A 19928-nucleotide genomic window follows, 5' to 3' on the forward strand; every position below is an offset into this window, starting at 1 on the left:
ACCCTTCCTAGCAGCGGAACGCCGACGGGCCAACCGGAGGCGGCTCCTCCGATCCGGGGCGGCGCTTGACCTTGACGCTGGCGGCAGGGTCGGAGGGTGGCGGGCATGAGCGACACGAAGCGGATGAACGAGTCGGTGGGGCAGGGGCTCCGGGTGGTGGTGGTCACCGGGGCGGGGACCGGGATCGGGCGGGCCACGGCGCAGGCCTTCGCCGACCAGGGGGCGGGGGTGCGGGTGCTGGCCGTCGGACGCCGGGCGGAGCCGCTGGCGGGGACGGCGGAGCGGGCGCCGGAGCGGATCGTGCCGGTGGTCGCGGACGTCACCGCGCCGGACGGGCCGGAGCTGATCGTCCGGGAGGCGCTGGAGCGGTTCGGGCGGCTGGACGTCCTGGTCAACAACGCGGGGATCGCCCCGCACGCGACGCTCGGCGGCTACACCCGGGAGGGCGTCGGCGCGCTGCTGGCGACCAATCTGACGGCTCCCGTCCTGCTCGCCCAGGCCGCGCTGCCCGCGCTCACCGCGAGCCGGGGCGTGATCGTCAACGTCAGCACCGCCGTCGGACAGCGCGGCTGGCCGACGAACTCGGCCTACGCGGCGAGCAAGGCCGCGGTGGACTCGCTGACCCGCAGCTGGGCGGTGGAGCTGGCACCGCTCGGCATCCGGGTGGTGGCGGTGGCCCCGGGCGCGATCGGGACGCCGATCGCCGCGCATGCCGGGATCGGCCCCGAACGGCGGGCGGCGCTGCGGGCGTGGCAGCTGGCGCACACCCCGCTCGGCCGGATCGGCGAGGCGGCCGAGGTGGCCTGGGCCGTCGCCCAACTGGCTTCGCCGCAGGCCTCCTTCGTGACCGGAGTAGTCTTGCCGGTGGACGGGGGCGCCGTGGTGAGCTGAGCACAGCAGGCGGCCGGCCGGGACGGATCGGGGGGCGGCGCGGGTGCGGATCGGCGAGCTGGCGCGGGCGACGGGGACGACCGCCCGGGCGCTGCGGCACTACGAGCAGGCCGGGCTGATCGGCTCCGGGCGCGCGCCCAACGGGTACCGGGTGTACGACGAGGCGGCGGTGGTGCGGGTGCGCAACATCCGCGCGCTGCTGGAGGCCGGGTTCACCCTGGAGGACGTCCGGCCGTTCCTGGGGTGCCTGGACCGCGACACGCTGGGGCCGCCGTCGGCCGGCGCGCTACGGATCGCCCGGGAGCGGCTGGCGGTGCTGGAGCGCCGGATCGCCGCCCAGACCGAGGCCCGGGACCGGCTGGCGGCGGCGATCACCGCCGCGGAGGCCACCGCGTCCCGGGCGTGAGACCCGGCTGCGGGACCCGGACGGGTGACACCCCCGATCGGGGGTGTGCAGGGCGAGGCGGGCGGAGGACAGTGGGCCCCATGCAGATTCCACTCTCCGTGATGGACTTCCTCGACCGGGCCGAGCTGGTCTACGGCGACCGGGTCGGCATCGTCGACGAGCCGGTGCAACCCGCCGAACCCTGGACGGATCTGACGTACCGTCGGATCGCCCGACTGGCGCGGGCGCAGGCGGCCGGTCTCGACCGGCTCGGCGTCGGCCCCGGCAAGCGGGTGGCGATCGTGTCGCACAACTCGGCGCGACTGCTGACCTCGCTGTTCGGCGTGAGCGGGCACGGCCGGGTGCTGGTGCCGGTGAACTTCCGCCTCAAGGCGGAGGAGGTGTCGTACATCGTCGAGCAGAGCGGCGCCTCGGTGCTGCTGGTCGACCCGGAGCTGGCCAAGCCGCTGGCCGGGGTGGTCGCCGAGCACAAGTTCGTGATCGGCACGGACAGCGACGCGCTGCTGTACGACTTCGGGAACGCGCCGCGCCGTTACGCGATCGACGAGAACGCCACCGCGACCATCAACTACACCAGCGGAACCACCGCCCGCCCCAAGGGCGTTCAGCTCACCCACCGCAACGTCTGGCTGAACGCGACGCTGATGGCCCTGCACTTCGGGGCGAGCGACCGGGACGTCTACCTGCACACCCTGCCGATGTTCCACGCCAACGGCTGGGGCCTGCCGTTCTCGCTCACCGGGCTGGGCGCGCAGCACGTGGTGCTGCGGAAGGTGGACGGCGCCGAGATCCTGCGCCGGGTCGAGCGGCACGGGGTGACCTTCCTGTGCGGCGCGCCCGCGGTGGTGCAGATGGTGCTGGACGCGGCGGCCGAGTGGGACGGCCCGGTGCCCGGCCGGGACCGGGTGCGGATGGTGGTGGCCGGCGCGCCGCCGCCGACCTCGGTGGTGCAGCGCATGGAGTCCGAGCTCGGCTGGGAGTTCATGCAGATCTACGGCCTGACCGAGACCTCGCCGGTGGTGACGGTCAACCGCACCCGCGCCGAGTGGGACGAACTGCCCGCCGAGCGGCGGGCGGAGAAGCTGGTGCAGGCGGGCGCCCCGGCGATCGGCAACCAGGTGCGGGTGGACGAGCAGGGCGAGGTGCTGATCCGCTCCAACGTCGTGCTGGACGGCTACTGGCAGCAGCCGGAGGCCACCGCGGAGGCGCTGCGGGACGGCTGGTTCCACACCGGCGACGGCGGCGTCCTGGAGGACGGCTACCTGACCATCTCGGACCGCAAGAAGGACGTCATCATCAGCGGCGGGGAGAACGTCTCCTCGATCGAGGTGGAGGACTGCCTGTACGACCACCCGGCGGTGGCCGAGGTCGCGGTGATCGGCGTGCCGGACGCCAAGTGGGGCGAGACGGTCAAGGCGCTGGTGGTGCTGAAGCCGGGTGCGGAGCTCACCGAGGCGGACCTCATCGCGCACTGCAAGCAGCGGCTGGCCGGCTACAAGTCGCCCACCTCGGTGGAGTTCCGGGACGCACTGCCGCGCACCACCACCGGGAAGCTGCAGAAGTTCCGGCTCCGCGAGCCCTACTGGTCGGGGCGGGAGCGGAAGGTCAACTGAAACGCCTGGTACGGGGGTTCAGTCGAGCAGGCCGGACTCCCGGGCCGTGACGGCGAGTTCGGTGCGGTTGCGGACGCCGAGCTTGTGCATCGCGCTCTTCAGGTAGCCGGTCACCGTGTTGCAGGTGAGGCCGAGCTGGGCGGCGATCTCCGGGTTGGTCCGGCCGGTCGCCGCCCAGCGGAGCACTTCGTGCTCGCGCCGGGTGAGCGGGGCGGGCGGGGTGCACGGAGGTCTTCGCGCACCGGTGGGGCCCACCGCGGGCTCCCCCGTCCCGCGCCAGGCGTCGGCCCCGGCCAGGGCCCGGGTGGCGGCCTCGGCGAGCCTGGCCACGGCGGCGATCCGGACGTCCCCGAACGGGACCACCGCGCGCAGCGAGGCGTACACCACGCCGTGCACCGCGCCGCCGTGCAGCAGCGGCACGGTGAGCATCGCGTAGAGGTCCTCGGCGATGACCGCGGCGTCGTAGTGGTGCGAGATGGTGGTGTCGGCGCGGTAGTCGGGCGCCCAGCTCGGCGCCCGTTCGGCCAGCGCCCGGCCGCCGAGACCGGTGCCGGCCGGCACCGGGAGGTCGTGCAGCAGCTCGGCCCGGGTGCCGGCCCAGTGCCGCAGCACCATGCCCTCGCCCCCGGCCGCCGCCACGCCCGGCTCGGGCACGCCGACCAGGCCGACGTCGGCGCCGCAGTCGGCGACCACCCGGCGGGCGAGGTCGCCGAGCACGGCGTCCCTGACCAGCTCGGCGGCCCGGTCGGCGAGGTCGTCCGGGGCCTCGGCACCGCGCTTCGGCGCGGTCGGGGCGGTCGTCATCGCGCGATTGTCACACGAGGTCGCGGCGCTGGGGAGGGGTCGCGAGCGGGTTCGGTGTGCGTGTCCCGGGGAGTTGTGCGGAGTTCCGGGTGGAGGCGCACGCGGCGGCGTAGGGTGCGGGCGCGAGGTTACCGGCGGGTCACCACGCGGACCACTGCGGACCGCCGGGGTTTCCGATGTTTCCCAGGTTTCCGAGCATGACGAAGGGGAGATCCATGGTGGATCCCAAGGTTCCCGGGGGCTCGTCCGTGCCGGCCGGGCTGCCGGCCGACCTGCGGGCCGAGAGCGAGGCGCTGGACGGGCTCGTCGCCGGGCTGGAGCCGGACGGCTGGGCCCTGGACACGCCCGCGCCGGGGTGGACGGTGGCGCACCAGATCGCCCACCTGGCCTGGACGGACGACTGGTCGGAGCTGGCCGCCCGCGATCCGGAGGCCTTCGTCACGGAGTCCCGCCGGGTGTTCGGCGGCCTGGTGGCGGCCGGCACCGACCCGGTGGAGGACGGCGCGGCGCGCGGCGCGGCCGAGGAGCCGGGCGCGCTGCTGGCCCGCTGGCGGGCCGGCCGGGAGCGGCTCGCGGACGCGCTGGCGGCGGTGCCGCCCGGCGCCCGGCTGCCCTGGCTGGGCCCGCCGATGAAGGCCGCGTCGATGGCCACCGCGCGGCTGATGGAGACCTGGGCGCACGGGCAGGACGTGGCGGACGCGCTCGGCGCCGTCCGGGAGCCGACGGCGCGGCTGCGGCACGTCGCGCACCTGGGGGTGCGGACCCTGGGGTTCGCGTTCACGGTGCACGGGCAGCCCGCTCCGCAGGCCCCGGTACGGGTGGAGCTGACCGCCCCGGACGGCGGGTCGTGGACGTGGGGGCCGGCCGACGCGGCGGACCGGGTGACCGGCCCGGCCCTGGACTTCTGCCTGCTCGTCACCCGGCGCCGGCACCGGGACGACCTCGGACTGACCGCCGTCGGCGAGGTGGCGACGGCGTGGCTGCCGATCGCCCAGGCCTTCGCGGGCCCGCCGGGGGCGGGCCGGGAGGCGAGGTCGTCCCGCTAGCCCGGCGGGGCCGTCGCGCGAGGCGTACCGGCCGCGGAGGATGGCTCCCTGTCGCCAACCTCCGCGGCCGGTACGCCGGTCACCGGGTCGGCCGCGAGCCGGACCGCGGCCGGAGGCCGGGGCGCGGCTTCGTCCGCACGGTGGCGGCATGAGCGTCGACCCGGCCGGGCGGACCGACCGGGCGGCTCAGCAGACGGCCGGCACCGTGACCGTGGCGCTCGCCACCGGCTGACCCATCCTGGTGGTGATGAAGCTCGCGATGATGCCCTCGCCGCACGGGACGGTGCTCACGATCGGACCGACCGTGATCCCCTTGGACCCCACGACGGCGCCGAGGCTCTCGCGGTCCAGGCTGTGGCCGGCGGTGGTGCCGAGATCCAGTACGAACGAGGCCATCTGCGGGGGGCCGCCGGCCGATCCCACCCAGCCGGTGGCGGACGCGACGCGGCCGTTGAGCGTCAGGCAGACCTGGGTCCCGATGCCGTAGCCGCAGGTGGTCGTCGACGAGATCGTGGTCGTGCCCGAGGGAAGGGCGGTGGCCTGGGTGGCGCCCGCGACGCCGAGCCCGGACAGCGCGGCACCGACCGCGAGGATCGCAACGAAACGCTTCATCGGAGTTCTCTCCTTCGAGGACAGGAGGTGCTGGAAGGTTGTGCCATGTCACGCTTCACATGGCAGATGCTTCCACGCACTCCGGCCGGTATTCCCGACCGGACCGAAATCCCTTCAGGCGCACCGGAATTGACCCCTCGATGGCGCGAATCCATACGGCGGGCGCGACAGGCGCCCAGGACGATCCGGTGACTCGACCGATTCAGCCGACTATTCGTCAAATAGTCCAGGTTGTCCGGCAAACCACACGTTTCAGCGATATACAGGATTCGTCGGCGCATGATGGACTTCGGACATGACGCGGATGAACCACGCGATCCGGGCGATCTGCGGATCGTCGAGCTGAACGACCGGCCCGGCACGGACTCCGGCGCGGCGCAGGCACCCCCCACGACTGCGCCGCGCCGGCCACTTCCCGCCGTCGCGCAGGAGCAGCAGCCCGCGATCCCGCGCCAGGGCGCCCGCCGTCCCGTCACAGCCCGATCCGCAGCGGGGTGAGCCGGGTGGCGACCAGATTGGTGGCACCCCGGTCCCGTTCGACGTGCCCGTGCACCAGCAGCCCGGCCCGGTCCAGGGCGGTGCGGCGCTGGGACTCCCAGACCGGCCGGCCGCAGATCACGTTGATCAGCCCGGTCTCGTCCTCCAGGCTGAGGAAGAGCACCCCGCCCGCCGTCGGCGGCCGCTGCCGGTGGGTGACCAGGCCGCCGACCACCACCGCCGTCCCCGGCGGCACGTCCGGGAGTTCGGCGGCCGAGAGCGCGCCGCCGCGCTCCAGGTGGGCGCGCAGGTGCTGGAGCGGGTGGCTGGTCGCGGACGTCCCGGTGGCCCAGAGGTCGGCGATGGTCTCCTCGACCGGGGTCATCGCGGGCAGCTCCGGCGCCTCGGTACCGGGCGTGGTGCCCGGGATGAGGTCCGCCGAGACGCCCGCGAACGCGCCCGCCGCCCAGAGCGCCTGCCGCCGGCCGAGCCCGAAGCAGCCGAACGCGCCCGCCGCGGCCAGCGCCTCCAGACCGGCCGCGGGCAGTTCGGTGCGGCGGGCGAAGTCCTCCAGGTCCGCGTACGGCTGCCCGGCCGCGACGGCCTCGGCCTGCGCGGCGCCGATGCCGCGCACGGTGTCCAGGCCGAGCCGGATCGCGGGCTGCGGCTTCCCCGCGGTCAGCGGCGGCCTGGGCGTCGGCCCCCGGTACGGCTCCAGGGTGGGCCCGGCGCCGCTGGCGTTGACGTCCACCCCGCGCACCCGCACACCGTGCCGCCGGGCGTCCGAGATCAGGCTGAGCGGCGAGTAGAAGCCCATCGGCTGGTTGGCCAGCAGGGCGCAGGTGAAGGCCGCCGGGTAGTGGTACTTGAGCCAGGCGCTGGCGTACACCAGGTAGGCGAAGCTGATCGCGTGGCTCTCCGGGAAGCCGTAGTTGGAGAAGGCCTCGATCTTGGTGTAGACGTCCTGCGCCACCTCCTCCGGGATGCCGCGCTCGGCCATGCCGCCGAGCAGCCGCTCGCGCAGCCGGGCGACCCGCTCGTGCGAGCGCTTGGCGCCCATCGCCTGGCGCAGCCGGTCCGCCTCGGCCGGGGTGAACCCCGCGCAGTCGATGGCGAGTTGCATCATCTGCTCCTGGAACAGCGGCACCCCGAGGGTCTTGCCGAGGGCGTTCTCCATCAGCGGGTGCGGGCAGCCGGCCGGCTCCACCCCGGCGCGGCGCCGCAGGTACGGGTGGACGGAGCCGCCCTGGATCGGGCCGGGCCGGATCAGCGCGACCTCGACGACCAGGTCGTAGAAGTGGTCCGGCTTGAGCCGTGGCAGGGTGGCCATCTGGGCGCGCGACTCGACCTGGAAGACGCCGACGGTGTCGGCCCGCCGCAGCATCGCGTACACGCCCGCGTCGTCGTCCGGGATGGTCGCCAGGTCGTAGCGCTCGCCGTGGTGCCGGGCGACCAGGTCGCAGGTGTCGTGCAGCGCGGCGAGCATGCCGAGGCCGAGCAGGTCGATCTTGACCAGCCCGGCGCCGGCCACCGACTCCTTGTCCCACTGCAGCACGGAGCGCCCCGGCATCCGGGCCCACTCGGTCGGGCAGATCCCGGCGATCGGCTCCCGGGTGAGCACCATGCCGCCCGAGTGGATGCCCAGGTGGCGCGGCAGGCCGTGGAGCTGTCCGGCGAGCGCGAGCACGTCGGCGGGGACGACGGCGTCCGCGCCGGGCGGCGAGCGGAAGTCGGCCTGCCGGCTGAACGCGTCCACCTGTCCCTGCGGATAGCCGAGCACCCGGGCGGCGTCGCGCAGGGCCAGCCGGGGCCGGTAGGTGATCACATTGGCGACCTGGGCGGCGTGCTCGCGCCCGTACCGGCGGTAGACGTACTGGATGACCTCCTCGCGGCGGCGGTTCTCGATGTCCAGGTCGATGTCCGGCGGCCCGTCGCGGGCGGTGGAGAGGAAGCGCTCGAAGAGCAGCTTGTAGTGCACCGGGTCGACGGCGGTGATCCCGAGCGCGAAGCAGACCGCGGAGTTGGCCGCCGAGCCGCGGCCCTGGCACCAGATGGACTCCCGGCGGCAGAAGTCGACGATGTCGTGGACGATCAGGAAGTAGCCGGCCAGGTCGAGTTCCTCGATGACGTCCAGCTCGCGGGCGAGCTGGCGGCGGGCCGGGCCGTTGCCGGGCCCGAACCGGGCCGGGCCGCCCTCGGCGACCAGTTCGCGCAGATGGCTGATCTCGGTGTGGCCGGGCGGGACGGGGTAGCCCGGCAGCTCCGGGTCCAGGGCGGCGAAGTCGAAGGCGCAGGCCCGGGCGAGGTCCACGGTGGCCTCGCGGACGCCCGGGAAGCGGGCCAGCCGGGCCGCCATCTCGCGGCCGGAGCGCAGGTGGGCGGTGCCGGCGGCGTGGGTCCAGCCCACCGCCTCGGCGAGGGTGCGGCGGTCGTGCAGGGCGGCCAGGCTCTGGGCGAGGCGGCCCTCGGCGGGGCTCGCGTGGTGGGTGTTGGTGGAGGCGACGGTGGTCAGACGCAGCCGGGCGGCGAGCGCGGCGAGGGCGTCGTTGCGCAGGTCGTCGCCGGGGAGCCACTGGTCGATCAGCTCCACGTGGACGTTCTCGCGGCCGAACGCCTCGCTGAGGGTGCGGAGTTGGTGCTCGGGGTCGGCGGCTGGGCCGGTGCCGGGGACACCCGCGGCGGCGGCCAGGGCGGCGGGCACCCGGCCGAGGCGGCAGCCGGTGAGCACCGCCCAGTGGCCGTCGTGCGCGCCGGCGAGGGCCTCGAAGTCGTAGACCGGATTCCCCTTGGCGCCGCCCGCGAGCTGGGCCGCGCCGATGACGGCGGAGAGGCGGCGGTAGCCCTCCGGGTCGCGGGCCAGTACCAGCAGGTGCTCGACGCCTCCCCGCTCATGACGGAGTGTCAGTTCGGCTCCGAAGACGGTGGACACGCCCGTGCCGCGGGCCGCCTCGGCGAACCGGACCGCGCCGTAGAGGCCGTCGTGGTCGGTGAGCGCCAGGGCCTCGACGCCCAGCCGGGCCGCCTCGGCGACCAGCGCCTCGGGGTCGCTGGCGCCGTCGAGGAAGCTGAAGGCGGAGTGGACGTGCAGCTCCGCCCAGGGCGGTCCGGCGGGCCGCTGCCCTGCGGGGCGCCCGGCGGGCCCGTCCGGTCCGTCCGGTCCGTCCGGTCCGTCGCCGGGGCCCGGGCGCAGCGGGACGACGTCGCCACTGCCGCTGCTGGACAGGCGCCGGTGCAGTTCGCTCCAGGGGAGGGAGGGATGACTGGTGAATCCCATCGGGGTGGTGCCTTCGGTCTCTCGCTGGTCTCCTACCCCCCTCGGTCCTGCCGGCCGTCAGTCGTATCCGGCCTCCACGAACCAGGCACCCCCCTCCACCGTGAGCAGCAGCGCCCGCCCGTCCGCCACCGTCACCTGGAACCGGGCCCGGCGGCGGGCGCGCGCCTGGTCCCACCAGTACTCGACCGCCGGCCAGGGACCGGTCCAGCCGTCCACCGCCAGTTCCCGCCCGCGCACCGCCACGGTGGACGGCCGGGCCGACACCCCCGCCCGGCCGTCCACCGTCACCGGCCGCCCGTCCGCGTCCAGCACCGCCGCAGGCACCGGGACGCGGTGCACCACGGCCGGCCAGACGTCCCGCAACCCGCCGACCCGCCCCGGCCAGGGCGCGTCGGCGGGCGCCGCCGGGTCGTACGGCTCGCCCCACGGCACCCGGACCACCTGGTCCTCCGGCCCCCGGCCGCCGGCCGGCTCGATCCGGCGCAGCCCGGCGTGCCCGAGCACCGCCTGCACCCGGGCCACCGCGCGCTCCACCCGGTCGTCCGCCACCGCCTGCCCCCAGAGGGCGAGTTGACGGCCCTGGTCGGGGGTGAGGTCGTCGGGGACCAGGCGCAGCGCGGTGAACCCGCCCGGCTCGGGGTCGTGCGGTCCCCCGGCTCCGCCGCTCCGGTCGAAGGTGCCGGTGCCCTGCCAGGCCTGGAGCTGCCAGCGGACGCGTTCGGCGAGCGCCGTCGCCGAGAGCCGGCCCTCGTGCCGCCAGAGCCGCGCGACCGTCCGGCCGTCGGCGCACTCCACCTCCACGGCGACCCGCTGACAGGTCAGCCCCGCCCCGGCGAGCCGCTGGTGCAGCCACTCGGCCAGGGTGCGGGCGACGAACACCAGCGGCTCGGCGAGCGGCTCGGGCGGGTCGAAGCGCTGCTCGACGGAGAGGTCCGGCCCCTCGGTGCGCGGCACCAGCGGGCGCGGCTGGAGACCCCGGGCCAGCCGGTGCGCCACCGCGCCGGCCGGGCCGAAGCGGTCGGCCACCGACTCGGCGGGCAGCGCGGCGAACGCCCCGACCGTGGGCAGGCCCAGCCGGTCCAGCAGTTCGGCCAGCTCGGCGTCGCCGAGCGCGGCCACCGGGTAGGGCGCGAGGAACTCCGCCGTCCGCCCGGCGGGGACCAGCACCCCGGCGCGGGCGGCGAGCACGGCGGCGAACAGGCCGTCGGCCACGCCGACCTGGCCCAGCGGCGGCGGCGCGGCGGCCGGGGACGCGGCCCCGGGGCCGGGGGCCGGCGGGTAGGCGGGCGGGCGGGCGAAGCCGCCCCGGGCGCCGTCCCGGGCGGCGGGCGCGGCGGCGAACAGCTCGTCCACCCCGGCGGTGCGGCGCCGGGCGGCGGGCCGTTCGGCATCGGCGGGGTGCAGCGGGACGACCTCGGCCAGGCCCGCGCCGCTCCCGGTCCCGGTTCCGGTGCTCCCGGTGCCACTCTCGGCGTTCCCGTCGCCGCCATGGCTCCGGGGCCGCTCCGCGTCCGCCGCGTCCGCCGGGTGCGCCTGAGCGGCCTCGGCCTCGGCCGACACCGCCAGGGCGGCCGTGACCGCCCCCTGGACCTTCGCCGCCAGGGCCTCCTCCCCGCCGAAGTAGCGGGCCGGCCCCTTCACCGGGATCGCGCACAGCCCCGGACGCAGCACCTCCACCCGGGGGGTGAACGCCTCCACCGCCGCGACCACCGGTTCGAACCGCCGGACCTCCGCCTCCGGGTCGCGGTCGCGCAGCTCCAGCGCCGGGCAGAGCCGCTGGGCCAGCTTGAGCCGCTGCCCCTGCCGCACCCCGGCCGCCCGGGCCGCCGTCGAGCAGGCCAGCACCCGGCCGCCCTCGACCACCGCCACCGGGACGTCCCGCTCCTCGCCCTCCCGCCCCTCCGCCGGGCGTTCGACGGCCACCACCGGCCAGTCCGGACACCACACCACCAGCACCCGGGGGGTGACCGCGCCACCCGCCCCGGTGAACCCGGTAACCTCGCCGCCGGTCATCTCACACCACCGCCATGCGGTCGAGGCCCGCCCCGGCCCCCGACACCGCGTCCTCCCCCACCGCGTCCACGTCCACCGTCCCGGTGCCGACCGTCTCCTCCACGGTCCGCACCGCGCCGTGCGCGTCCGGCAGCCAGAGCCGGGCCGTCCGCCCGCGCCCCGCCGATCCGCGCCCCTCGGCCACCACCTCCACCTGCCGTCCGGTGAGCTGCCCGTGCCCGTCCCCCAGCCCGAACCAGCGCCCGGAGCGCACGCCCAGCCGCAGCCCGGCCCCCGGCCACGGCCCGGCCACCAGCAGCACGCAGCCGCTGCGCCGCAGCACGGCGGCCAGCCGGGCGGCCAGGTTCGGCGGGACCGGGCCGTCCGGGCGCAGCATGATCAGTTCGACGGCGCCGGCCAGGACGGAGACCACCTCGGCCCAGTGCGGTCCGGGGTCGTCGGCCACCAGCAGCCGCCGCAGGTCGAGCCCGTACCCGGCGGCCGCGGCCAGCCCGAGGTCCGGCAGCCCGACCGCCGCGGCCCAGCCGCCCTCGGTCTCCCGCACCCCGGCGGCCAGCGCCAGCAGCAGCCCGGCGTCCCCGCCCGCCACCGACACCGCCGCGCCCCGCCGCAGCCCGCCCTCCGGCAGCAGCCCGCTCAGCGCGGGCACCACCGGCAGCAGCCCCCGCGCGGGGGCAGCGGTCGACGCCACCGGTCGGAGCGCGGGCTTCCGCTCGACGGTAGATTCGAAAACAGATTCGAAAACGGGCACACCCCCAGGATCGAACATCCGTTCGTAAAGATTCAAGTCCGAATCGTCCGCTTCCGTGCTGTCACTCTCCGTGTTCGACCGGAGAGGCGCGTCCGCATGCGCGCCGGACCGCGGCGACACCGGCGGCCCACCCCCGTCCGGGCGGAGACCGCCACGACCTGATGTCGCGTCACCGTCCCGCTGCGACACAGGGTGTCGATAGTCCGTTGAACGGAGTGTTGGCGCCAAGGGCGGGGGTTTCAGTGCCCACGCCAAGCCGTCGTTTATTGCCGGCTGGCAGGGTCTGCCGGTGCGACCGAGGGCCCGTCCGGCCCCGGCGGCGGTCGCGACGAGGAAACGAGGTCGAGGAGAATCATGCGTGGCACCACGCTCGGTGACCGCTACCGTCTGGACGAGTGGCTCGGCGGCGGCTCGATGGGCGATGTCTGGCTCGCCCGGGACCAGGTGCTCGACCGCCGCGTCGCCGTCAAGGTCCTGAAACCCGCGCTGCTGGACGAGCCCGGCTTCGCCGAGCGGTTCCACGACGAGGCCCGGGTGATGGCCAGGGTGCAGCACCCCGGCATCGTCGGCGTGTACGACTTCGGGCCCGGCCGCACCACCGACGACGTCCCCTCCTGGGGCGCGCCGCAGACCCCCGCCGCCCACCCGGTCGCCTACCTGGTCATGGAACTGATCGAGGGCGATCCGCTGAGCGCCGTCCTGGAACGGCGGGGCCCGCTGACCGTCCCGGAGTCCCTCGGCCTGGCCATGGAGGTGCTGGCCGCCCTCCAGGCCGCCCACGAGGCCGGGATCGTCCACCGGGACGTCAAGCCGGCCAACCTGATGATCCGCGGCGACGGCCAGGTCGTCGTCACCGACTTCGGCATCGCCCGCCCCGGCTGCGACCCCCGGCTCACCGTGCCCGGGATGGTGCTCGGCACCGCCGCCTACCAGGCGCCCGAACAGGCCTCCACCGGCACGGTCACCGCCTCGGCGGACCTGTACGCGCTCGGGGTCGTGCTCTACGAATGCCTGTCCGGACGGCTGCCGTTCGAGGGCGAGACCGCCCTGGAGCTGATCCTCAAGCACCTGACCGACCCCGTGCCGCCGCTGCCGGACGACGTCCCCGCCCCGGTCCGGGCCCTGGTCGAACGGGCCCTGGCGAAGGACCCGGCCCTGCGCTGGCCGGACGCCGCCGCCATGGGCGCGGCCGTCGTGGCGGCCCTCGCCGGCGAGTCGGCCGAAGGCCCGGCGGGCGGGCCGTCCTGGGCGGCGGTGGTCCGCTCGACCGGTGCGCTGGCGGCGCTCCGGTCCACCGGATCGGCGGCACGGCCGGTGGTCGTGACAGGGGGCGGGGGCGGGGCCGCCGCTCCGTCGCCGCGGCGCGCGGGCAGGTGGCGGGCGGCGCTGTTCGGCAGCCGGCGCCGGACCCTGCTCGTGGCGGGCGCGACCGCGCTCTGCTGCGTCGCCACCGCCACCGCGGCCCTCGTGCTGCACCGGCCCGGTGAGCCGGTCCGGTCCCGGACGGCCGACGTGGCGGTGGCGGGCGTACCGCTGACGGCCCCCGTCGGTCTGCTCCCCGAGGCGGGCGCACCGTCCCCCTCCCCCGACGCGCCGACCCCGTCCGGGGCCCCCTCGCCGACCGGGCCGGTGGTCCCGGGCGCGCCACTCCCCGGCGGCGGGACCGTCGGCGGCGGGGAGATACCGGGCGGCGGGACGGTGGGCGGCGGAGGTGCCCCGGGCGGTCCGACCGGCCGGGACGGCGCGGCATCGGGCTTCCCCGCGAACCCTCCCGCCGCGGCGCCCGCCCCCGGGGGCGCGGACACCCCCGCCGGTTCCCCGGCCCCGGGCGGCCCGGCCGTCCCGCCCGGACCCTCACCGGCACCCGGGCAGCCGTCGACGCCGGGCGACCCCGTCTACACGGCCGCCCCGCCGCCGGGCGTCCCGGCCTACACCGCCGCCCCCTCCCGAACGGTGCCCCCGGCCCCGGACTACACCTACGCGCCCAAGCCGACCTACACCGCCTCCCCTCCGCCGTACACCGCCTCGCCGCCCCCGCCGCCGCCGCCCGGCACCATCCCGACGGATCCGCCCATCAAGCCCCCGACCCAGCCGGGCCCACCGATGCCGCCGCTCGCCCGGCTGTCCAACGGCGGGGCCGTGCTGTACGACCAGGCCTCGCTCAACCGGCCGGGCAACCCGGTGGTCCTGTCCTCGGACGACGGCGGCCCCGGCGGCGTCTGGCAGCTGACCCCGTACACGGAGGGCGGGTACGCCCTCTCCAACGGCGCCACCGAGTACTCCAAGGTCCTGAACCTGGAGGAGGCCCGCGCCCAGACGCAGCTGGCGTACCGGCCGGTGCCCCCCGCCACCGCCCCGACCCAGGTCTGGTCGTTCTTCCCGGTACCGGGGGGCTACGTGGTGACCGTCGCCCGGGACCCGCGGCGCTGCCTGTCCGCCGTCGGCCCGGGCGCGCCCGCCACGGTCCGCACCTGCGCGGGCACGGCCGACCAGGTGTGGACGGTCTCCGCCGCCTGACCGGCCCCTGTGCGGACGGCCGGCTCCGGCCGTCCGCACAGGCCGGGGCCGGGACGGCCGGCGTCGAGCAGAGGCGGCGGACGCTCCGCCTCCGCCGAACCGACCCGGGACCCCAGTGCCCGGCCGCTCCACCCGCAGGCTCAGGCCGGGAGCCAGGACGGCCAGCGCTGACGAGCCGGCCCCGCCGGGTGGCCGGCGCCGAGCAGGGGGGCCAGGCGCTCGGCCTCCGGTGAGCCGATCGGGGCCAGGATGCCGTGTGCCTCGGCCCAGCAGGCGCGGGCGCGTTCCGGGTCGCCCGGGGGGTGGTCCGCCAGGGCGTCGCCGAGTGCGGCCAGGGCCAGGCCGCGGCCCCGGTGGTCGCCGTCCAGGGTCAGCGCGTCGACCGCGCGTTCCGCCGCCTCGGCCGCCTCCGGGCCCCGCCCGGCCGCGCGCAGCGACTCGGCGAGCCGCAACAGGATGCGGCCGGTGCGCCGGTGGTCGTCAGGGTCGGTCAGGGCGAGGGCGGCCCGCCGGTGGGCGACCGCCTGGTCGTGGCGGCCGAGGTCGTGGGCGATCGAGCCCAGCGAGTCGCGGGCGCGGGCCTCCAGCTCGTGGTCGGCCAGGTCGTGGCCGATGAGCAGCGACTGGTCGACCACCCGGCCCGCCGCGCCGAAGCGGCCCTGCCGGGCGAAGGCGCCCGCCAGTTCCAGCAGTTCGGCGGCCAGGGCGCGCCGGTCGCCGATCCGCTGCCAGACCGCGACGGCGGCCGAGAATCCGGCCACCGCCTCGTCCGGGCGGCCGAGTTGGACGAAGCAGGCGGCGAGCGAACCGTGCGTGAGCGCGAGCAGCGGTTGCGGCAGTGCGTGCGCGGTGCACAGGTCACGGGCCCGGAGCAGCTCGGCGAGGGCCGACGACGCGGAGCCGACCTCGGCCAGCAGCCGGCCGAGCACCAGGCGCGCCCGCGCCTCGGCGGTTCGGTCGCCCTCTTCCAGGGCGGCCCGCAGCAGGGCGTTGGCGGCGTGCCCGAGCGGCCGGGTGGCGCGCCCGGAGTCCGCCGACAGACAGACGCCCAACAGGAGTTCGGCGAGCCGGTCGAGGCCGGGCGCCACCCCCGGGGAACGGTCCGGGAGCTCCGCGCACTGGCGCACCAGCGCCCCGACGGCCACGTAGTCCCCGACGGTCCGGGGCGCGGACCGCGCCGCCGGGGAGCCGGGTGCCGCCGCCACCCCCGCGTGGTGGTGGCCCACCAGCCGGGCCAGCGCGGCCGCCCGCTCGCCGTCGACCTCCGTCTGATCGCGCGGGCCGCCCGGGCAGAACCGGTCGACCCGCTGGGCGAAGGCCCGCAGCAGATCGTGGTAGCGGTAGCGGTCGGGACTCGCCGCGACCTCCAGCATCGAGCAGTCCACCAGGGACTCGGCCAGCGCCTCGGCGGCCGGCTCCGGCCGGTCCAGGACCGCCGCCACCTCCGCCGCCGACAGGTCCGGCACCTCGGGGATGGCCAACAGCCGGAAGGCGCGTGCCTGTTCGGCGTCCAGCAGGTCGAAGCCGAAGCGGAACGAGGAATCGACGGCGAGGTCGCCGCTGCGCAGCGCGTCCAACCGGTAGCGCTCGCCGCCCAGTTGCTCCACCAGTCGGGCGACGCTCCAGCCGGGCCGGCAGGCCAGCCGCGCCGCGAGGATCCGCACCGCGAGCGGCAACTGCCCGCAGAGCCTGATGAGTTCACGGGCAGCCGGCGCCTCGGCCGCCACCCGCCCGGCGCCGACCACCCGGGTCAGCAGGGTGACCGCCTCCTCCGCGGGCAGCACCGGCAGTTCGGTGAAGCGGGCGTTGGGCAGCGCTCCGATCCGGGTCCGGCTGGTGACCAGGACGGCGCAGCCCGCGCCGCCCGGGATCAGCGGCCGGACCTGCTCGGCGTCGCGCGCGTTGTCGAGCAGGACGAGGACCCGCCGCCCGGCGAGCAACGACCGGTAGCGGGCCGCCCGTTCGGCCGGGTCCGCCGGGATCGACTCACCGGGAACGCCGAAGGAGCGCAGGAAGACCGCCAGCGCCTCCTCGGGGCGGGTCGGACGACCGTCCGCGCCGTGCAGGTCGAGGTAGAGCCGGCCGTCCGGGAACTCGTCGGCGAGGCCGTGCGCGACGTGCAGGGCGAGCGCGGTCTTGCCGACCCCGCCCATGCCCGCGACCGCCGCCACGGGCACCCGGCCCGGCTCCCGCAGGGCGGCCCGCACCGCCTCGACCTCCGCTGTCCGGCCGGTGAAGTCGGCCACGGCTGCCGGGAGTTGGTCGGGCCTGAGAAAGGCGGCCGGTGGTCCCGCCGCCACCGGGGGCGCCGCGGACGCCGAAGTCGCCGAGGACACGGAGGACACCGAGGACGCGGGAGCGGCCGGAGCCGCGGGCGCCGCCAGGGTCCCGTCCGCCGCGAGGATCCGCCCGTGCAGCTCCCGCAGCCCCGGGCCGGGGGCGACGCCCAGTTCGGTGCGCAGCCGACGGTCCGCCGCCCGGTACACCTCCAGCGCGTCCGCCTGCCGTCCGGAGCGGTACAGCGCGAGCATCAGCAGCTCGACGAGGCGCTCGCGCAGCGGGTGCTCCTCGGACAGGGCCGTCAGCTCGGCGACCGACTCCGCCGACCGGCCGCCCTCGCCCTCCGCCTCCAGACACGACTCCAGGACCGCGAGCCGGCGCTCCTCCCACTCCCGGCGCTGGCGCCGCACGTAGGGGCCGGGCACCCCGGACATCGGCTCGCCCCGCCACAGCTCCAGCGCCGCCCGCAGGACGGCCGCCGCCTCGGCGTGCCGCCCCTCGGCGCGCAGCGTCCGCGCCCGGGCCAGCCGCGCCTCGCACCGCTCGGTGTCCAGGCCCTCGGGGTCGGCGACCAGCAGGTACCCGCCGCCGAGCGAGGTCAGCGCGTCGGGCCCGAGGACCCGGCGCAGCCGGTGCACATAGGTGCGGATGACGCCGTGGGCGCTGGCCGGCGGATCCTCGCCCCACAGGTCGTCGATCAGCTGGGCGCCGGACACCTGCCGGCCCGCCCGGAACAGCAGGGCGAGCAGCAGTCCCTGCTGCTGCGGCGAACCGAGCGCCAGCTCCACCCCGTCCCGCAGGCCCCGCACGGGCCCCAGTACCTCGAACCGCAGCCCTCCCGGCCGCGCCTCCCGGTCCATCGATCGACTCCCCCATGTCCGTACAACTCCCCCGTCCGCATGATAACCACCGGCATTCCCGCTGCTCAGCTCCGGTGGAGCGGCATCGTCGCGACCGGGGTGGGAGGGTTTGACTTCGAGTGAACTCCAACTCATAGCCTCGACGGGACGACGCACGACCAGCGATCGGAGAACCTCCCATGAGCACCAGCAGGAACGACGACGCCGCCACCACGCGACAGGAGCGGTTCGAGCGGGGTCTGGCCGTCCTCACCTCCGTCGACGGCGAGGCCGGGCAGCGGGTGATCGACTCGCTCGCCGACATCCACCCCGAACTCGCCCACCAGGTCGTGGCCTGGGGCTTCGGCGAGATCTACAGCCGGCCCGGACTGCCGCCGCGCGACCGGCAGTTGGTGACCCTGGGCATGCTCACCGCGCTCGGCGGCTGCGAGCCGCAGCTGGAGGTCCACCTCAACGCCGCCCTCAACGTCGGCCTCACACCCACCGAGATCACCGAGGCCCTGCTGCACTCCGCCGGGTACTGCGGCTTCCCCAAGGCCCTGAACGCCACCTTCGTCGCCAAGAAGGTCTTCGGCGAGCGCGGTCTGCTGCCGACGGACTCCGCGGCCTGAGCCCCGGTCCGAGCCCCGGCCCCGGCCTCGGCACCGACCCGGCCCCGACCCGGCCCTGGCCCTGGCCCTGGCCGGAAAAGGTGGTGAAGGACGGGAGCGCCGACGCCAGACTGACCGGCATGACCGAAGAGACGCCGAAGACGCTCGAAGCGTTCAAGAAGGACCTGCTCATCTATCTGCAGGGCGCCCGGGACGCCCTGCTGTGGAAGCTCGAAGGGCTCTCCGAGTACGACATCCGGCGGCCACTGACGCCGACCGGCACCAATCTGCTGGGGCTGGTCAAGCACACCACCGCGGCGGAGGCGATGTACTTCGGCGAGGCCTTCGGGCGGCCGTTCGACGCGCCCCGGCCGTGGATCACGGGGGACGCCGAGCCGAACTCCGACTTCTGGGCGACCCCGGAGGAGAGCCGGGAGCAGATCGTCGACGGGTACCGCGCGGCCTGCGCGCACGCCGACGCGACGATCGCCGCGCTGCCGCTGGACGCGGTCGGCCGGGTGCCGTGGGGCAATCGCGCCCAGGTGACGCTGCACCACGGCCTCGTCCACATGACCGCCGAGACCCAGCGGCACGCCGGGCACGCCGACATCGTCCGCGAACTCGTCGACGGCGCGACCGGCCAGCGGCGGGACGGGGCGAACACCGCCCCCGGTGACGAGGCCTGGTGGGCCGGGCACCGGGCCCGGGTCGAACGCGCCGCCCAGGAGGCGGCCCCGGCACGGCAGAACGCTCAGGCGTAGCGACGGGCCAGGGCGGTGGCGGCGGCCGCGACGGCCTCGCGCAGATCGGGCGGGCCGAGCACCACGGCTCCGGGGCCCAGCCGCAGGAGGTCGCCGACGGCCACCGCCGTGCTCTCGACGGCGAGGTCGACCTCCGCCCAGCCGTCGGTGTCGGGCGGCCCGGCGGTGGCCAGGGCCCGGGCGCCGGCGGCGCCGAACTGCATCGGGAGCAGCCTGCGGGCCTCCGGGGAGAGCCGCAGCCGGGCGGTCTGCTGGTGGAGGGCGGCGGTCAGCCGGCGGGCGGTCTCCGTCCAGTGGGCGGCCAGGTCGAAGCCGGCGGGGCGCTCGAAGGTCTCGTCGGCGACCTCGACCGCGAGGAGCCGGGAGACCCGGTAGGTGCGGGCGGCCGACTCGGGGGAAGCGGCTCCGGCCGAACCGACACCGGCCGAACCGGCTGCGGCCGCTGTCGCGGCACCGACCGCAGCCGCGACCAGGTACCAGATGCCGCCCTTGAGGACGAGGCCCAGCGGGTGCAGCTCCCGGTGCACCTCGCCGCGCCAGCGCCGGTAGTGGACGCGCAGCACCCGCTGCTCCCAGACCGCCCGCGCGACCGGGGCCAGGTGGTCGACCGGGTCGGCGTCGCGGAACCAGGCCGGCGCGTCGAGGTGGAAGCGGTCCTGGACGCGGCGGGTGCGGTCGGCGAGTTCGGCGGGCAGCGCCGCCTGGAGCTTGAGCTGGGCGGTGGTCAGCACGGCGCCGAGGCCGAGGTCGCGGGCCGGTCCGGGGGCGCCGGTGAGGAACAGCGCGTCGGCCTCCGCGTCGGTGAGGCCGGTGAGCCGGGTGCGGTAGCCGTCCATCAGCCGGTAGCCGCCGTCGGGCCCCCGGTCCGCGGTCACCGGGACGCCGGACGCGGCCAGCGCCTCGACGTCCCGGTAGACGGTGCGGACCGACACCTCCAGCTCGGCGGCGAGTTCGCCGGCGGTCATCCGGCCGCGGTTCTGGAGCAGGAGCAGCAGGGCGAGGAGCCGGTCGGCGCGCATGGAGCCATTCTGGC

General features: G+C 76.4%; 14 protein-coding genes. 7 read left to right on the top strand and 7 right to left on the bottom strand.

From position 1 onward, the window contains the following. Nucleotides 1-105: 105 nt before the first annotated feature. From ACFVUH_RS03280 to ACFVUH_RS03290, 3 genes are all read left to right on the top strand, one after another. Nucleotides 106-891, top strand: a complete 786-nt coding sequence (locus ACFVUH_RS03280; RefSeq protein WP_387910866.1) for an SDR family NAD(P)-dependent oxidoreductase — start codon at nucleotides 106-108, stop codon at nucleotides 889-891. 43 nt (nucleotides 892-934) lie between these two features. After that, nucleotides 935-1297: a MerR family transcriptional regulator gene (locus ACFVUH_RS03285; RefSeq protein WP_355368727.1), complete on the top strand. Its 363-nt coding sequence runs from the start codon at nucleotides 935-937 to the stop codon at nucleotides 1295-1297. 80 nt (nucleotides 1298-1377) lie between these two features. Continuing rightward, nucleotides 1378-2910: an AMP-binding protein gene (locus tag ACFVUH_RS03290; protein WP_387910868.1), complete on the top strand. Its 1533-nt coding sequence runs from the start codon at nucleotides 1378-1380 to the stop codon at nucleotides 2908-2910. An 18-nt stretch (nucleotides 2911-2928) separates the two neighbouring features. Here ACFVUH_RS03290 and ACFVUH_RS03295 read toward each other — a convergent pair whose 3' ends face one another. Then, nucleotides 2929-3714, bottom strand: a complete 786-nt coding sequence (locus tag ACFVUH_RS03295) for a LuxR C-terminal-related transcriptional regulator (protein ID WP_387910870.1) — start codon at nucleotides 3712-3714, stop codon at nucleotides 2929-2931. Nucleotides 3715-3929: 215 nt separating this feature from the next. Between ACFVUH_RS03295 and ACFVUH_RS03300 the strand changes: the two genes are divergently transcribed. Then, on the top strand, nucleotides 3930-4760 hold the full coding sequence (locus tag ACFVUH_RS03300; protein WP_387910871.1) for a TIGR03084 family metal-binding protein: 831 nt from the start codon (nucleotides 3930-3932) through the stop codon (nucleotides 4758-4760). Between the two features lie 186 nt (nucleotides 4761-4946). On the opposite strand, the gene ACFVUH_RS03305 is transcribed toward ACFVUH_RS03300, so the two are convergent. The 4 genes from ACFVUH_RS03305 to ACFVUH_RS03320 all read right to left on the bottom strand — a co-directional run bounded on the left by ACFVUH_RS03305 (nucleotide 4947) and on the right by ACFVUH_RS03320 (nucleotide 11827). Beyond that, nucleotides 4947-5372 carry a hypothetical protein gene (locus ACFVUH_RS03305; protein ID WP_387910873.1) on the bottom strand — a complete coding sequence of 142 codons (426 nt, stop codon included), beginning with the start codon at nucleotides 5370-5372 and terminating at the stop codon, nucleotides 4947-4949. 472 nt (nucleotides 5373-5844) lie between these two features. Continuing rightward, complete coding sequence (locus ACFVUH_RS03310) at nucleotides 5845-9123, bottom strand: error-prone DNA polymerase (RefSeq protein WP_387910875.1); 3279 nt, start codon at nucleotides 9121-9123, stop codon at nucleotides 5845-5847. A gap of 57 nt (nucleotides 9124-9180) precedes the next feature. Then, nucleotides 9181-11136 (bottom strand): hypothetical protein, encoded by a 1956-nt coding sequence (locus tag ACFVUH_RS03315; protein WP_387910876.1) that lies wholly within the window; start codon nucleotides 11134-11136, stop codon nucleotides 9181-9183. A 1-nt stretch (nucleotide 11137) separates the two neighbouring features. Beyond that, nucleotides 11138-11827, bottom strand: a complete 690-nt coding sequence (locus ACFVUH_RS03320) for a hypothetical protein (RefSeq protein WP_387910878.1) — start codon at nucleotides 11825-11827, stop codon at nucleotides 11138-11140. A 414-nt stretch (nucleotides 11828-12241) separates the two neighbouring features. Between ACFVUH_RS03320 and ACFVUH_RS03325 the strand changes: the two genes are divergently transcribed. Beyond that, nucleotides 12242-14404 carry a serine/threonine protein kinase gene (locus ACFVUH_RS03325; protein ID WP_387910879.1) on the top strand — a complete coding sequence of 721 codons (2163 nt, stop codon included), beginning with the start codon at nucleotides 12242-12244 and terminating at the stop codon, nucleotides 14402-14404. A 140-nt stretch (nucleotides 14405-14544) separates the two neighbouring features. Here ACFVUH_RS03325 and ACFVUH_RS03330 read toward each other — a convergent pair whose 3' ends face one another. Beyond that, complete coding sequence (locus ACFVUH_RS03330) at nucleotides 14545-17544, bottom strand: BTAD domain-containing putative transcriptional regulator (RefSeq protein ID WP_387910881.1); 3000 nt, start codon at nucleotides 17542-17544, stop codon at nucleotides 14545-14547. A 179-nt stretch (nucleotides 17545-17723) separates the two neighbouring features. Between ACFVUH_RS03330 and ACFVUH_RS03335 the strand changes: the two genes are divergently transcribed. Next, nucleotides 17724-18155: a carboxymuconolactone decarboxylase family protein gene (locus tag ACFVUH_RS03335; protein WP_387910883.1), complete on the top strand. Its 432-nt coding sequence runs from the start codon at nucleotides 17724-17726 to the stop codon at nucleotides 18153-18155. Nucleotides 18156-18274: 119 nt separating this feature from the next. Next, entirely contained in the window at nucleotides 18275-18895 is a 621-nt protein-coding gene (locus tag ACFVUH_RS03340) for a DinB family protein (protein ID WP_387910884.1), read from the top strand. On the opposite strand, the gene ACFVUH_RS03345 is transcribed toward ACFVUH_RS03340, so the two are convergent. Further along, nucleotides 18886-19914: a helix-turn-helix transcriptional regulator gene (locus ACFVUH_RS03345; RefSeq protein ID WP_387910885.1), complete on the bottom strand. Its 1029-nt coding sequence runs from the start codon at nucleotides 19912-19914 to the stop codon at nucleotides 18886-18888. The genes ACFVUH_RS03340 and ACFVUH_RS03345 overlap by 10 nt on opposite strands. Nucleotides 19915-19928: the final 14 nt, after the last annotated feature.

The sequence above is a fragment of the Kitasatospora sp. NPDC058032 genome, from assembly GCF_042885845.1.
Taxonomy (GTDB): Bacteria; Actinomycetota; Actinomycetes; order Streptomycetales; family Streptomycetaceae; genus Kitasatospora.

Bases quoted from the DNA above. Each gene is read 5' to 3' on its own strand.
- ACFVUH_RS03280 (WP_387910866.1), top strand. From the start codon at position 106: ATGAGCGACACGAAGCGGATGAACGAGTCGGTGGGGCAGGGGCTCCGG.
- ACFVUH_RS03290 (WP_387910868.1), top strand. From the start codon at position 1,378: ATGCAGATTCCACTCTCCGTGATGGACTTCCTCGACCGGGCCGAGCTG.
- ACFVUH_RS03295 (WP_387910870.1), bottom strand. From the start codon at position 3,714: ATGACGACCGCCCCGACCGCGCCGAAGCGCGGTGCCGAGGCCCCGGAC.
- ACFVUH_RS03300 (WP_387910871.1), top strand. From the start codon at position 3,930: ATGGTGGATCCCAAGGTTCCCGGGGGCTCGTCCGTGCCGGCCGGGCTG.
- ACFVUH_RS03305 (WP_387910873.1), bottom strand. From the start codon at position 5,372: ATGAAGCGTTTCGTTGCGATCCTCGCGGTCGGTGCCGCGCTGTCCGGG.
- ACFVUH_RS03310 (WP_387910875.1), bottom strand. From the start codon at position 9,123: ATGGGATTCACCAGTCATCCCTCCCTCCCCTGGAGCGAACTGCACCGG.
- ACFVUH_RS03315 (WP_387910876.1), bottom strand. From the start codon at position 11,136: ATGACCGGCGGCGAGGTTACCGGGTTCACCGGGGCGGGTGGCGCGGTC.
- ACFVUH_RS03325 (WP_387910879.1), top strand. From the start codon at position 12,242: ATGCGTGGCACCACGCTCGGTGACCGCTACCGTCTGGACGAGTGGCTC.
- ACFVUH_RS03330 (WP_387910881.1), bottom strand. From the start codon at position 17,544: ATGGACCGGGAGGCGCGGCCGGGAGGGCTGCGGTTCGAGGTACTGGGG.
- ACFVUH_RS03335 (WP_387910883.1), top strand. From the start codon at position 17,724: ATGAGCACCAGCAGGAACGACGACGCCGCCACCACGCGACAGGAGCGG.
- ACFVUH_RS03340 (WP_387910884.1), top strand. From the start codon at position 18,275: ATGACCGAAGAGACGCCGAAGACGCTCGAAGCGTTCAAGAAGGACCTG.
- ACFVUH_RS03345 (WP_387910885.1), bottom strand. From the start codon at position 19,914: ATGCGCGCCGACCGGCTCCTCGCCCTGCTGCTCCTGCTCCAGAACCGC.